This is a genomic window from Endozoicomonas sp. SESOKO3 (genome assembly GCF_024606255.1).
Genome location: NZ_JAHHPR010000736.1, coordinates 1 through 14,178, shown reverse-complemented (window position 1 = coordinate 14,178; position 14,178 = coordinate 1). Strand labels below are relative to the sequence as shown.

Here is a 14,178-nt window from a genome sequence, read left to right as displayed (position 1 = left end):
AGATTGCCTCCACATCTGAGGAATGGCAGGAGGTGTTGAGGTGTGACTAAGAGATAGTTGGAGTCGGCGTATGCTGTGGTGAAGCATCCGTTATGGCTACCTTACGTCATATTGTACATTGGTAATCGTAAATTCCTGTCTCTCCTTTGTAACCATGAACGCGTCAAAATAATCGAAAGGTGCCCTTCCTTGCAGAATTTTCACTGCTTCACCTGTTTCACCTTTTTTAGGATCTGCGCGGTGATAGAGAGGTAGCTCCATCTCGTCAGCAATTTCCCGTGCGGCATCAATGAACAATAAATCACTCTTATCGGGGTAGGCCTTCTCAAGAAATAACGCAGGGCGATCATCCTGATCCAACACCATACGGATAACACGTCTGCTGAGGATATCTCCTTTGGCGTTCTTTCTAACAATCATTGCATTGCGTCCATCCATCACGTAGCTCATCAGTCCTCTGCTGTAATCCTGAGCGCCGTCCGGTGTTAAACAAGTGCGAACTTCAAGCCCACTGATAAAAAGATCCCAGGGATCTTCCGTCAGCTTCAGGGTTTCTCCCGGGGACAACAGCTTGCTTCGGGTTTCTTCGCTGAAGTCACTGAAGTTCGCCCCCCAACCTGCTTTGAATTGGGGATATATCCGGTAAACGGCCTTCAAGTGTGGATTGGTCAGCGGTGACTGCCTGCTCTCAATAAAAGTATTGCTGGCACTGGTCTCTGTAAACTGAAGGATAAGGTCTGTAAGTTCTGTATTTCCGTATTCTTCCATTGATGCCATGTAAAAAGGCAGGAGATAGTGGTGTCGTTGTCTCCATAGCCATTGTGAGACCTCCTTACTTTTTCCCACTAAAGCGTCAGCCCCTTTTTCGGCAATCAACAATGGCAATCCTTCTTTCTGACAGCTTAAGCCCATGCTGTCCAGAAATTGATTAAACCTGTCTCCCATGTTGAGTATCATGTAGAGCAAACCCAGTTTTTCACAAGTCAGGCTCTGGGTAAGCTTTTTCAGGGTCTGCATTACCATTGCTTTATTCATATCATTGCTGGCCAATGCCCGCTCAAGAGTGACCAGCCACTGGTGGAAAACCTTGCCATCTTTCATCCGTCGCCTGCTAGCGCTAGAAGCTTGCAGACATTTACAGAGTTCCTCAATGTCATCTTCTGAGATGACATCGGGTACAAATGCCAACCATTGCAGCGGGGCCAATCGCAAATGATCTCCGCCCTTGATTCCGGACTCACCCAGTATTTGCTGTATTTTCGGAGTACTCTGAATCAGGCGGGCGAGCCCACTGATCAGATAGGGAATATTTTTTTTATTGCCATGTTTCATGATGGCCCTGACAAAATGATCCAATACTGAAGTATCCATTATTTCTTTGGATGATTTGCAAGCGGCAATGATCATCAAAAGTCGATGCACTTTCACTTTGATAACGGGCACATCCTCAGGTAGTGGCGTAGCAGCATACTTGCTCTCCAGGTTGTCAACTGCAGTGAGCAATACCTGTGAATATTCCGGGGTTATTTTACCAATGTTTGCTCTGAGTGCGGTTAGATAACGGGCCAGCGGTTTGCCTTCAAGTAAAACAAACCCATTGATATCACTGAGTTGTTTGAGCTCTTCAAACTGCAAGGCAACAGGAGCAGGAGCTTTCAATATATTTGCCACGGCATCAATATAACGGCAATAATCGATGGAACCTTGTTGTTTTGCCAAATAGGCCAGCTCTTTAGCAATATGCCAGATGTTATCTGAATTAGTGTTATACAGAACCGATCTAATGTACGACATTAACTCAGCAATATCAGCTTTCTCTGAAAAACCGGAACAGGCTGCATAGAGATACAACAATCTTCTTGTACAGCATTTGAAATCTTCATCAACAAAAATGTTTGGTAAATAGCCATCCACGTCAACTCTTGGAATAAATTTTTTTTCGATATTGTCAACTTCACTCAACAGCTGTCTGGCAAATTCGTTATTTTCCGATTCGAGGGTTTGCCTGATCTGCAAAAGTCCGTCCTTGACCAGTTTATCATCCTCCAGAGGGTTTAATGCTGTCAGCTTTTCATTGATTACACTGTTCTCCTCTGCCGGAGAAGGCGAATCAGGAAGACGTTGAAACAGGTTCTTTGCTTCCTCGAACCGGATGGATAAAGGAATCCTCTCAAGGTACCTGGGGACCATTTCAGCTGGCAATTCAAACTGTTCATCAGCAGCCAACATAACCCGGAGTTTTTCAGCCGTGTTTAAAAAATTTTTTTCGAATAGCTTTTTTACCGTCTTGGAAGCATCAGTTCTCATGCACTCATGAAAAACGACACATTGCACTTCTTTGGTGGGTGACTTTTCTATTGCCCTATCATGAAATTGTTCCATAAGAGAGCTGGCGGCCAACTGGATAGCTTCAGCTTTTGAACCGGGTAATTGTTTCTCAAGATCAGGTCGAAGATTAACCAGCCGTTCAAATAGCTGTTTACTTCCATCGGTATTGGAGGTTTGCTCTGACAATACGGTGATGCCATCATGCAGCTCTACCTGCTTGCCAAGAAACTGAACGGAACCATCTTGTGCTGAAAAGCCAATGGATGATTTCATGATCAATGCATGCAGCTGTTGAAGTGTCAGGCCATTTAGCTGATAAGGATTCATTTTACTTCTCTGGCACGGTGGCCGCATGCGATGGATAAGAAGCTGTTATGGCTACCTTGAATCACGTTTTACTTTGGTGATAGTTAGTTTCTGTCTCTCCATTAATAATGGGAACTCGTCAAAATAATCAAAAGGCGCCCTTCCTTCCAAAAGTTTCAATTCTTCACCTTTTTTAGCCTCCACGCAGTGGTAAAGAGGTAGCTCCATCTCTTCAGCAATCTCCCGTGCGGCATCAATGAACAACAAATTATTCCCATCGGGATAGCCCTTCTCAAGAAATAACGCGGGGCGATCATCCTGATCAAACACCATGCGAATAACGCTTCTGCTGAGAATATTTCCTTTTTGGTTCTTTTTGACAATCATGGCATTGCGTCCATCCATCACATAGCTCATCAATCCAGATCTATAACTCTTCAGGCCATCCGGTGATAGACAGGTTTTAACTTCAAGTCCACTGATAAAAAGATCCCAGGGGTCTTCTGTCAGCTCCAGAGTTTCTTCCCGGGACAACAGCTTGTTTCGGGTTTTCTCACTGAAGTCACTGAAGTTCGCCCGCCAACCTGCTTTGAATTGGGGGAAGTCCTTGTAAACGGCCTGCAAGTGTGGATTGTTCTGCGGTGATTGCCTGCTCCTGATAAAAGTATTGTTAGTACTGGTCTCTATAAACTCGTAGACAAGGTCTGTAATTTCTCTATTCCCCTCTTCTATCATGGTTGCCATGTATAGAGGCAGGAGATGGTAATGTCGTTGTTTCATTAGCCACTGCGAGAACCCTTTATTGGCTCCCACCAAAGCGTCCATCCCTTTTTCAGCGATCAACATGGGTAATCCTTCCTTCTGACAGCTAAAGCCCATGCTGTCCAGAAATGTATTAAACCTCTCTCCCATGTTGAATATCATGTAAAGCCAAACCAGTTTTTCATAAGTCAGACTTTGTGTGAGCTGTTTCAGGATTGGCATTACCATGGCCTTATTCATAACCTTGCTGGCCAATGCTTGCTCAAGAGTAGCCAGCCAATGATGGAAAACCTTGCCATCTTTCATTTGTCGCCTGCTAGCGCCGGAAGCTTGCAAAGATGCGCAGAGTTCCTGAATGTCATCTTCCGAGATGGTATCGGGTACAAATGCCAGCCATTGCAGCGGGGCCAGTCGCAAATGATCTCCGCCCTTGATTTCGGGCTCACCCAGTATTTTCTGTATTTTCGGGGTACTCTGAACCAGGCGGGCCAAGCCACTGATCAGATAGGGAATATTTTTTTTATTGCTATGTTTCATGATGGCCCTGACAAAATAATTCAACACTGAAGCATCCATTATTTTTTCGGAAGATTTACAAGCGGCAATAATCATCAAAAGTCGATGCACTTTCGCTTTAATATCGGGCTTGCCTTCAGGTAGTGATATACGAGCACATTCGTTTTCCAGGCCGTCAACTGCATCGAGCAATACCTGCGAATATTCCGGGGCCATCTTATTAATGTTTGCTCTGAGTACGGTTAGGTACTTGTCCAGCGGTTTGCTTTCAAGTAAAGCAAACCCTTTGAGATCACTGAGTTGTCTGAGCTTTGCAAACTGTAAAGCAACAGGTGCAGGTGCTTTCAATACATTGGCCACGGCACCAATATAACGGCAATAATCGATGGAGGCGGGTTGTTTCGACAAGTAGGCCAGCTCTTTAGCTATATGCCAGATGTTATCTGGAACTTCGTTATTTGGCTCGATGATATAAAGAACAGATCTAATGTACGACATTAACTCAGCAATATCAGCCTGCTTTGAAAAACCGGAACATGCTGCATAGAGATACAGCAATCTTCTTGCATAGATTTGAGAATCGATATAATCATCAACGTCTGATAAACGGCCGTTCCATCCAACTCTTGTGATAAATTTTTTTCCAATATTGTCAACTTCACTCAACAGCTGTCCGGAAAGTTCGTTGTTTTCCGATTTAAGGGTTTGTCTGACCTCCAAAAGTCTGTCCCTGAACATTTTATCAGGGCTTAATGCTGTCAACTGCTCATTAATGACATTGTCCACCTCTGGCAGAGAAGGCATATCAGGTAGACGCTGAAACAGGTTCTTTGCCTTCTCAAATCCGATGGATAAAGGAATACTCAAAACTATCCAATTGCACTCTAAAAGTGGACCTTTATACGCTTCTTCAGCAGCCAACATAATCTCGAGTTTTTCAGCCCAACTTAGAGAATTTGTTCTGGATAACCTTTTTACCGTACCCACAACATCAAGTTTCAGGCACTCTAGAAAAACGGCACATAGCACCTCATTGGTGGGTGACTTTTCAATTGCTTCAAATTGAAATTGATCCACCAGATTCCTGGCGGTTATCTGTATAGCTTCCGCTTTTGAATCAGAGCGTTGCGTCTCAGGATCGGGTTGAAGATTAACCTGCCGTTCAAATAACTGCTTACTGCCAGCAGTATTGTAGGTTTTCTCTGATGGTGCGGTGATGTCGGCTTGTCGCTTTACCTGCCAGCCAAGGTACTGAACCGAGTCATCTGCTGAAAAGCCGGTGGGTGGCTCCATGTCCAATGTATGCAGCTGTTGAGTCAAACCATTTAACTGATAAAAATCCATTTTACTTCCCTCGCACGGTGCGCATATGCTGTGTTTTGCATCCGTTGTGGATGACTGACATCACGCTCAAAATTGTCCTTGCAGTACCAACCTGATTGAGTCAAACCGAATCAGATATAACTTGGACTATTTATCCAATAATTAGTTCCAACCACTGCCATGGCCAAGTTCAGGTTAAGTGTTGGCCCACTCCCCGAAGCCAGAAAACTCAGGTGATTACTGAAATCTTCGCTTTTCCCACTGCAGAGATCGAGGGTTTGGGTCTTGCGCGAATTGAAGATAAAAGGTTAGTGAAACCCTGTGGAATTTCAAAAGAACTATCGTTTTCGATATTGCATGGCGACAGGCGTTAGTGAATGATGAACAGAAGCCGTTACCAAAGGTTATGTCATGCCCTTCCTGCAACAGGATATTGATGCTTTTCTCAATTATCTCAAGTTTGAAAAAAACAGCTCTATTCACACCTGCTCGGCGTATCAAAGAGATCTGGGCAAATTACTCAGACAGGCTGAGACGCTTGGCATTACTCACTGGCAAAAGCTGGAAGAGCGTCAGCTGCGGACATGGCTGGCAGAATTACATGGCAAGGGTCTTGGGCAGAAGAGTCTGCATCGTCTGCTTTCATCCGTTCGTAGCTTTTATCGTTATCTTAACCGTGAGGAAAAGGTTAAAGATAACCCTGCCCAGAGGGTCACCGCACCCAAGGTGGGCAGGAAGCTGCCTGTCACCATGGATGCCGATCAACTCACTGCGCTTCTTGATCGGAATGATGATGATCCATTAGTGATCAGGGATCTGGCTATCCTTGAACTCTTCTACTCCTCAGGACTGCGCCTGGCGGAATTGGTTGGATTGGATCTCAACAGTTTTCAGGATGAGTTCAGGCAGGTGACAGTTCTGGGCAAGGGCAGAAAAGAACGATTGTTGCCAGTGGGTCGAAAGGCTCGTGAAGCCATAAAAAAATGGCTGTCCGTCAGAGTTATTTTTCCTGAAAAAGACAGCGAGGCGCTGTTTCTCTCAAAACAGGGACATCGTATCAGTGCCCGTCAGGTGCAAAACCGTGTGAGCCAGCTTTCCAGAGAAGCCGGACTCTCAGGACGAATGCATCCTCACCTTTTGAGACACTCTTTTGCCAGTCATCTGCTGGAGTCCAGTGGCGATCTGAGGGCAGTTCAGGAGCTGCTGGGGCACAGTGATATCGCCACCACCCAGATATATACCCATCTTGATTTTCAGCATCTGGCCGACGTATATGATAAGGCTCATCCGAGAGCACAGAGAGTCAGTAAGGAGTCCTCTGTTTATGAAAAGTCTCACAAAGAGGAAAGACTGACCGAAGATCAAGAGCCTTCAGCTAACAAAGAGCCTTCAGCTAACAAAGAGCCCAAAAGGAAAAAACAATGATAAAGCTGATCACTTTCGATCTGGATGACACACTCTGGGAAAACATGCCAGTGCTGATTCGGGCAGAACAGAAAGCCTGGAAAAAACTCTGTGAATACTGGCCAGAAACCCACGAGAGAATGACACCCAAAGAAGTGTTCGAGTATCGGGTCAAACTGTTGGAAGATCGTCCGGAGCTCAGATATCAGATTACGGAACTGCGCCGGTTTTCTCTGCAGAAGGTTCTGCAAAACTGTGATTGTCCTGAATCAAGAGCTGAAGAAATTGCCGGTGACCTGATGCGGGAGTTTATGGAGTGGCGTCATGATGTGAAATGTTTTCCGGAAGTTCAGCCGGTTCTCTCTCACCTGTCAGCAGACTACACTCTGGCTGCGGTCACTAATGGTAATGTCGATGTAGAGAAATTATCGGTCAGTGAGTTTTTTGATTTTGCTCTCAAGGCAGAAGATTACAACAGTCTGAAACCGGAACCGACTCTATTTTTGAAAGCCATGGAACGTGCCGGAGTTACTCCGGACGAGACCCTTCATGTAGGAGACTGCCTGAAAGCCGATGTGGCAGGTGCCGGAGCATTGGGAATTGGTACCGTCTGGTTTAATCCTGCTGATAAGGCATTCAGTGGCGATCGCAGACCTGATTATGAAATTCGATCACTAACCGGTCTGCTCAGAGTTTTGGACAAGGATCTTCAGCCAGAATATTAAATACCTGACCAGTTAGTTTTGCCTGACGGGGCAGGTGTTTAATTCCGTCTATTGCCAGGATCAGAGGCAGTGAGACAGTGCTGTCCTCTGGTATTTTTTGTCAGGCATCTCTGGGACTTAATATATATTTCATTGATCTATATGTTTTTCGATACCGGGGAACTGACAATGAAACTTAAATATGCAGCTTGTATAGTAATACTTCTGTCTTTTACTTGTTTGCACGCTGATGAAGTAGAAAAACAGATAATAGGCACTTGGCTTGTCAGAGATAATTCACCTGTTAAGAAATATATAACTTACCACCCACCTCGTCGCACTACAAACCCGACAAAGTTTCGAATTAGAGGTTTCAGAGAATACTGTAGTCGGGACGTATTATACGGCAGATATGATGTAGTTATGGACATTCCGGGACTTAGTCATAAAGTAATAGGTATTTCTGGTGTATGGTTTTTCCCGAGAGACTCAGAGGAAAAGTTGATCTTAGACTATGGCTGCAAAGACGCTGATCCAGATAATATTAAACCACGCCCAAACGAATGTATTTGCCCGCCTGATGGTTTTTTAGCTACTACCAGAATTCTAAAAGCTGATGATAAGGAATTTATCTACGAAGAATACAATCCAGAAAGTAAGGTATTTGACAGAAACAACGCTGTAAGAGTTCCAGTGCAGTCACTGGAACAGATAAAGCAACTACCGTATCACGATGAAATCTGATTTACTTTTTTGATGCCAGACAGGCAAAGCAGCATCTCTTACTGCGACATCAAACATTCAGACCAGATCACCAGATTTTGTAGAAGTGGTGTACAGGTCCGTTGCCTTGGCCTATGTTCAGCTGATCGGCGTGGGCAATGGCTTGCGCAATGTATTTTTTAGCCTCTGGGATGGCTTCTCTCATGGTGTAACCACGAGCCAGTAATGCGGTAATGGCTGAGGACAATGTACAGCCTGTACCGTGAGTGTTACTGGTGTTTATCCAGTTGGATTCCAGTCGGTGCAGAGACGTACCGTCGTGATAAAAATCGACGGCCTTATTATCACTATTGTCGCCACTCAGGTGACCACCTTTCAGAAGGACCGCTTCAGAGCCCAGCGCCAGAAGAGGCTCAATCATATCGATCATCTGGTCGGGATTTTTGGGCAATGGACGATCAAGCAGCACCGCAGCTTCATGCAGGTTGGGTGTGATCAGGCTGGCTTTGGGAATCAGTGATTGCCTGAGGGTCTCAATAGCGGCCTGTTGTAGCAGAACATCACCGCTGGTAGCCACCATTACAGGGTCAACCACAAGATAAGCCGGACCGAAGTGAGTCAGAGTATCCGCTACCGTCGTGATAACATCTGGCTGGCTCAACATGCCCACTTTTACGGCCCTGATAGCGAGGTCCGAGAATACTGAATCCAGCTGTTGACGGACAAAGGCGGGTTCAACGTCAAGGATACCCTGAACGCCCTGAGTATTCTGGGCAGTCAGAGCGGTAATGACACTGCAGCCATAAGCGCCCAGTGCTGAAAAGGCTTTCAGGTCTGCCTGTATACCGGCACCACCACCACTGTCTGATCCGGCAATGGTAAGGGCGACAGGCGTCTCATTAGTCATCGTCATTGTTCGGTTTCCTACGCCGGCATCATCCGGTTCAGGTTCAATGGGTCTCTCTCAGTCCGGGAAACATTCATCCCGGACACCCCAACCAGCGGTGCGAGTCTATTTTGTTTCTATAGTGATGTCTATTGCTCAAAAGGCCCGTTACATCCCCGCTCAGGAAATTTTGGCTGATAGTGAAGGAAGAAGCGGTGTATTTCCCGAAAGTCATGCTCCTGATCGCCAGTCATCATCATGTTCTTTCTTTGGATTACCGCTGGCATCTTTTACAGTAGCAGGTACAGCGATTACCCAGCCGGATCTCAACTATCGGTGTTGAGCAATGAACGCAGGGTTCCCCCTTGCGTCCATAAACAGCCAGTTCTTGTTTGAAATAGCCTGGCTTGCCGTCACCCCCGACAAAATCCCTCAGGGTGGTTCCACCCTGCTCAATGGCTTTTGCCAGAGTCTCTTTGATGCTTTCGGTCAGTCGCTCGTAGCGGGCTCTGGAAATTTTTCCGCAGGGCCTGTCAGGCCGGATACCTGCTTTGAACAGGGCTTCGTTGGCGTAGATGTTCCCGACCCCGACGACCACATGGTTGTCCATGATGAACGTTTTTACCGGCTGTTTTTTTCCCCGGGATTTGAGATGAAGCCTACGGGCTGTGAATTCATCACCGAGAGGTTCCGGACCGAGTTTGCTTAACAAGTCATGTTTCATGATATCGTCGTCGACCCACAGAACCGCCCCGAACCTCCTCGGGTCGGTGTATCTCAGCGTTATCCCATGACTGAAAACCAGGTCGATATGGTCATGTTTCCGGGCTTCCTGTGGTTCTTTCAATATGCGCAGGCTTCCGGACATCCCCAGGTGAACCAGCAGGGTTCCAGCGTCGGTTCTGATCAGAAGATACTTCGCTCGTCTTGCGACAGAACGGATAACCCGGCCAGATAAATGCTGCTTTAAATGTTCCGAAACCGGCCAGCGCAGTTGCGGATTGCGGACGATAACATCCGACACGGTCTGACCTACAATATGAGGTGCAATGCCCCTGCGGGTCGTTTCAACTTCAGGTAATTCAGGCATCCACCGACAGTAGCAAATATGTCGTCAAAAGGCGATGTGATCGGCCTCTGATGGCAAAGGAAATAAGTAGAAATCCCGCGCCGGACCCCAGAAAGTAACGGCAAATTAGCCATATCAAATGCTGTCATGTGACTGATAAGATGGTTCCACTTTTATCCCGGTTCAGTTTTGGTAAAAGCACACCATAGCAGTGAGAGAAAATGACAGCCAACCCAACTTTATACCAACGATATTCCAGGGAACTTAGAGAACTTATTTATTTATCAGCCCCGATTCTGGGTGCGCAACTGGCGACCACTGGCATGGGCTTTGTGGATACCAGTATGGCGGGTCAATATTCTGCACAAGATCTGGCGGCAGTAGCCATTGGCTCCAGTATCTGGGTCCCGATTTATCTGTTAATCAGGGGTATCCTAATGGCGACGACACCGACAGTCGCCCATCTGTTTGGCGCCCAAAAAGTTGACCTGATTGCTTCACCGGTTCGACAGGCCATGTGGCTTTCTCTGGCGTTAAGTGTGGTCGGCATGGTCTTGATGATGAACCCTATGCCACTGCTCAATGTTCTGGAAATCAATGCCGAAATGGCTGCTAAGACGGAAGCCTACCTGGAAGCATTGGCCTGGGGGGTACCCGGCATCTGTTTATATCAAACCATGGTCAGCTATTGCGAAGGGCGCGCTATTACCAAACCGGCCATGCTCATCAGCTTTGTCGGTTTGTTGATCAACATTCCGGTTAATTATGTATTGATCTATGGCAAATTCGGCTTTCCTGAAATGGGTAGCGTAGGCTGTGGTTATGCAACAGCCATTTGCTTTTGGATCATGTGCCTGTTGATGTTCTGCTATACCCGGTTCAATCAAAAGCATACAGAAGTGAATCTGTTTGATCGCTTTGAATGGCCTGCAATGAGCCGTATTGTTATTCACCTGAAACTGGGTGTCCCCATCGGTCTGGCCATCTTTTTTGAAGCCAGTATCTTCTCGGCAGTGGCTCTGGTCATCGGCAAACTGGGAGCAGTGACCGTCGCAGGTCACCAGATTGCATTGAATCTCGCCAGCATGGCCTTTATGGTGCCGTTGAGTATGTCCATGGGAATAACCATCCGGGTAGGTCAGGCTTTGGGTGCCGGTGATCCTCAGGCTGCGAGATTCTCAGGGTATTCTGGTATCGTAGCGACCCTGCTGACTGCTACTCTGATAGCGGCTGTGATGTGGGCGTTTGCCGATGCTCTGACATCGCTCTATACCCAGGATGCTGCAGTTAAAGCACTGGCTGCCCAGTTGCTGATTTTTGCTGCACTCTTCCAGTACGCCGATGGTATTCAGGTTGCTTCCAATGGTGCCTTAAGGGGCTACAAAGATACCCGGGTACCGATGATCATAATTCTGATTGCTTGCTGGGGTATAGCCCTGCCACTGGGCTATACCCTGGGGCTGACGGATTTTATTGCCGATGAACCCATGGGCCCCCACGGGCTCTGGATTGGACTAGTACTGGCACTGACGCTTTCTGCTTTATTCCTGCTGCTCCGCTTCAGATCGTTGAGCAGGAGAGCCGTTGCAACGCAATTGTTTGCCATGAAAGTCAATTGAATAGTGAGAAGTCTGAGAGTCCAGTGCACACCTGCTCTGTCAGGGGCGGCTGTGTGATGCCGGATGGGATAAAACCAATAAAAATAAGATACGACACATCATGAGAATGTCCTGTTCGGGCAGACTTGTCAGGCGTTTGCTATGATCAGTCGGTGCATGTTTAGTCTTGGTTGCTCAGAATCAAGCTGACGAATTCCCCAGACTTTTAGTGCATGATTAAGGTGACTTTTGTCGTTCGTTTTTAAATTGATTCTATAAAAAGTCGCTTGACGTTTTTTGCTCTTTCCCTGCATCCGTTTTACTGAACAATGAAAAAAGAGTTATTTATGAAACCCCTCATGCATAGGCTTTTTTTTACGCTGCTTTTATTGTCCACAATTACCCTCAATGTTCGTGCCGATACCTGTCCCAGGGACATGCAAGCTGATTGCGGCTCTGGCATTATGAAAGATGCTGGCGAATCAGCGGCAGACATCGTTAAGGCTGCTCATCCCAATGTTTTGGTGTGCATGCCTTCCGGCCAAGGAGTAGATGCTGGCAATGTAATTGGTAAGGTCATCCCGGGAACCGAACCCGGTTCCTCTGTCTGTGAATACCCGCGATTAATCAATGCTACAGTCGTGGACACACAGGTCACCGCCAAATTCGATTGGCTTGACACAACTTATGAGCAGCTTGCCACCTGGCTCACTTCCTTTGCTCATATTGAAAAAAACGGCAACAGCTATTATTACGTGTCCAAGGGCACAGACCAGAACACGGGGCACCCGGACATCTGCGTCCAGTCTACTCCCGGCAAAGGGTTTGAATTTGGATATGAAACTGTATCAGATAATGGTCAGAAGTCATGCGGGTTATTTGTTGGTGCGCTGTATTTATCACCTTTCTTCCGTACTCCAGGCGACCAGACCGATGGCGATAGGGTCAGCACTAGCGATAGAGGGAGTGATAGAGAGAGTGGTAGCAACAGCTATAGTGACGAAGATGATTTCTGCTCCAAATGTGAGAGTGAATCGTTCCATTCTGACTGCCCCAGATGCGAGTGCAGTGTAGAAAAGTTCTCTACCAAATGTGATCTGTGTAATGGTAATGGCTGCGGCATTTTTCGGTGCTCTCTTTTTACCGGTTGGGCTGATTGCCCCGAGAATTCTCACGTCTGCGACCATATTACCTGCCCCGGTTTTAGCTGCCCAAAAAAACCCGTCTGTTGCAGGAAGCGCTGTCACAAGAAACCAGCGGGTTAGCTACTTACTATTCGCCGGTTAAAAAAATTCAGGCCTCAGAGTCCTGGTTGAGCTGCATGCCTTGCCTCTTCTATAATGCCGCCTTCCAGTTTTCAGTGAAGTGCTCATTGCCACTTCATGAGGCCCATGAGTGACCCCATGACAAAGACCAAAGTATTAACCGGTATTACCACCACAGGCACGCCGCATCTGGGCAATTATGTGGGGGCTATCCGTCCTGCGATTGAAGAAAGCCTTGACGAAAACATTCAGTCCTACCTGTTTCTGGCGGACTACCATGCCCTGATCAAGGGGCGTGACCCCAAGCGCATTCATCAATCCGGGTTGGAAATTGCTGCTACCTGGCTGGCCCTGGGTCTTGATACTGATCGAGTCACTTTCTATCGCCAGTCTGATATCCCGGAAATCATGGAGCTGAACTGGGTTGTGGGTTGTATGACCGCAAAAGGTCTTATGAATCGTGCCCATGCTTACAAGGCTGCTACCCAGACCAATCAGGAAGCGGGCGAGTCTGACCTGGACAAGGGCGTCCTGATGGGGCTGTTTAATTACCCGATTCTGATGGCGGCGGACATCCTGATGTTCAATGCCAACCGTGTTCCAGTCGGCCGTGATCAGGTTCAGCATCTGGAAATGGCTCGGGATATTGCGGGTCGGATGAACCATCACTACAAGACTCAATTTGTGCTGCCAGAAGCCGTAGTGGGTGAAAACACGGCTGTTCTGAATGGTCTTGATGGCCGCAAGATGAGCAAGAGCTACGACAACACCATTCCATTGTTTGTGCCTGAGAAAAAGCTGCTCAAGCTGATTCGCAAGATTAAAACCAACTCTCTGGAGCCGGGTGAACCTAAAGATCCGGAAACCTGTACTCTGTTCCAGATCTTTTCAGCCTTTGCGACGGAAGAAGAGGTGGCTGAAAAACGTGAGCAGTATGAAGCCGGTGCTGGTTGGGGGGATTTGAAAAATGAACTCTTTGATTACATCAACAATCTACTCAGGGACCCTCGAGAGCGTTACAACGATCTGATGGCTGACCCGGCATTCATTGAAGCTGAGCTGAAAAAAGGTGCGGACAAGGCCCGTGCTGAAGCAGCGCCCTTCCTTCAGGATATCCGCAATAAAGTGGGTATCCGTCCTTTCGCCTGATTTTCGGGGTTTACAGTCAGCCCACGGGGCTGGCTGCATCCGACAAAAATTTAACCTCCGCTTGTCTCTGATGCATCTTTCCAAAAGACGCTACCTATAGCCGAAAGAGTGCTCCCTGCGACTTGGCAGGGAGGTGAATTTCGTC

General features: G+C 47.1%; 10 protein-coding genes and 1 riboswitch. Of the genes, 6 read left to right on the top strand and 4 right to left on the bottom strand.

Translation table 11 applies throughout. The features are described from left to right. Positions 1-96: 96 nt before the first annotated feature. Positions 97-2,655: a hypothetical protein gene (locus KDK18_RS12995; RefSeq protein ID WP_257255353.1), complete on the bottom strand. Its 2,559-nt coding sequence runs from the start codon at positions 2,653-2,655 to the stop codon at positions 97-99. Between the two features lie 51 nt (positions 2,656-2,706). Further along, positions 2,707-5,256 (bottom strand): hypothetical protein, encoded by a 2,550-nt coding sequence (locus KDK18_RS12990; RefSeq protein ID WP_257255352.1) that lies wholly within the window; start codon positions 5,254-5,256, stop codon positions 2,707-2,709. A gap of 390 nt (positions 5,257-5,646) precedes the next feature. On the opposite strand from KDK18_RS12990, the gene xerC reads away from it, so the two are divergent. From xerC to KDK18_RS12975, 3 genes are all read left to right on the top strand, one after another. Further along, a complete protein-coding gene (gene xerC, locus KDK18_RS12985) occupies positions 5,647-6,660 on the top strand; it encodes a tyrosine recombinase XerC (protein WP_257255351.1) in 1,014 nt (337 codons plus the stop codon). After that, positions 6,657-7,364 carry an HAD family hydrolase gene (locus tag KDK18_RS12980; protein WP_257255350.1) on the top strand — a complete coding sequence of 236 codons (708 nt, stop codon included), beginning with the start codon at positions 6,657-6,659 and terminating at the stop codon, positions 7,362-7,364. Before xerC ends, KDK18_RS12980 begins: the two co-directional genes overlap by 4 nt. Before the next feature lie 168 nt (positions 7,365-7,532). Continuing rightward, entirely contained in the window at positions 7,533-8,087 is a 555-nt protein-coding gene (locus tag KDK18_RS12975) for a hypothetical protein (protein WP_257255349.1), read from the top strand. 67 nt (positions 8,088-8,154) lie between these two features. Here the strand turns inward: KDK18_RS12975 and thiD are convergent, their stop codons facing one another. Together thiD and mutM are read right to left on the bottom strand one after the other, a co-directional pair. Next, complete coding sequence (gene thiD / locus KDK18_RS12970; protein ID WP_257255348.1) at positions 8,155-8,973, bottom strand: bifunctional hydroxymethylpyrimidine kinase/phosphomethylpyrimidine kinase; 819 nt, start codon at positions 8,971-8,973, stop codon at positions 8,155-8,157. Beyond that, positions 8,971-9,073: riboswitch (TPP riboswitch) on the bottom strand. It overlaps the preceding gene by 3 nt. A 153-nt stretch (positions 9,074-9,226) precedes the next feature. Next, entirely contained in the window at positions 9,227-10,042 is an 816-nt protein-coding gene (gene mutM, locus KDK18_RS12965; RefSeq protein ID WP_257255347.1) for a bifunctional DNA-formamidopyrimidine glycosylase/DNA-(apurinic or apyrimidinic site) lyase, read from the bottom strand. A gap of 200 nt (positions 10,043-10,242) precedes the next feature. Here mutM and KDK18_RS12960 point away from each other — a divergent pair, with 200 nt between their 5' ends. The 3 genes from KDK18_RS12960 to KDK18_RS12950 all read left to right on the top strand — a co-directional run bounded on the left by KDK18_RS12960 (position 10,243) and on the right by KDK18_RS12950 (position 14,033). Continuing rightward, on the top strand, positions 10,243-11,640 hold the full coding sequence (locus KDK18_RS12960) for an MATE family efflux transporter (protein ID WP_257255346.1): 1,398 nt from the start codon (positions 10,243-10,245) through the stop codon (positions 11,638-11,640). A 338-nt stretch (positions 11,641-11,978) separates the two neighbouring features. Then, the gene (locus KDK18_RS12955) at positions 11,979-12,884 is read left to right on the top strand and encodes a hypothetical protein (RefSeq protein WP_257255345.1); all 906 of its coding nucleotides are present in this window, start codon (positions 11,979-11,981) and stop codon (positions 12,882-12,884) included. A 138-nt stretch (positions 12,885-13,022) separates the two neighbouring features. Continuing rightward, complete coding sequence (locus KDK18_RS12950) at positions 13,023-14,033, top strand: tryptophan--tRNA ligase (protein WP_257255344.1); 1,011 nt, start codon at positions 13,023-13,025, stop codon at positions 14,031-14,033. Positions 14,034-14,178: the final 145 nt, after the last annotated feature.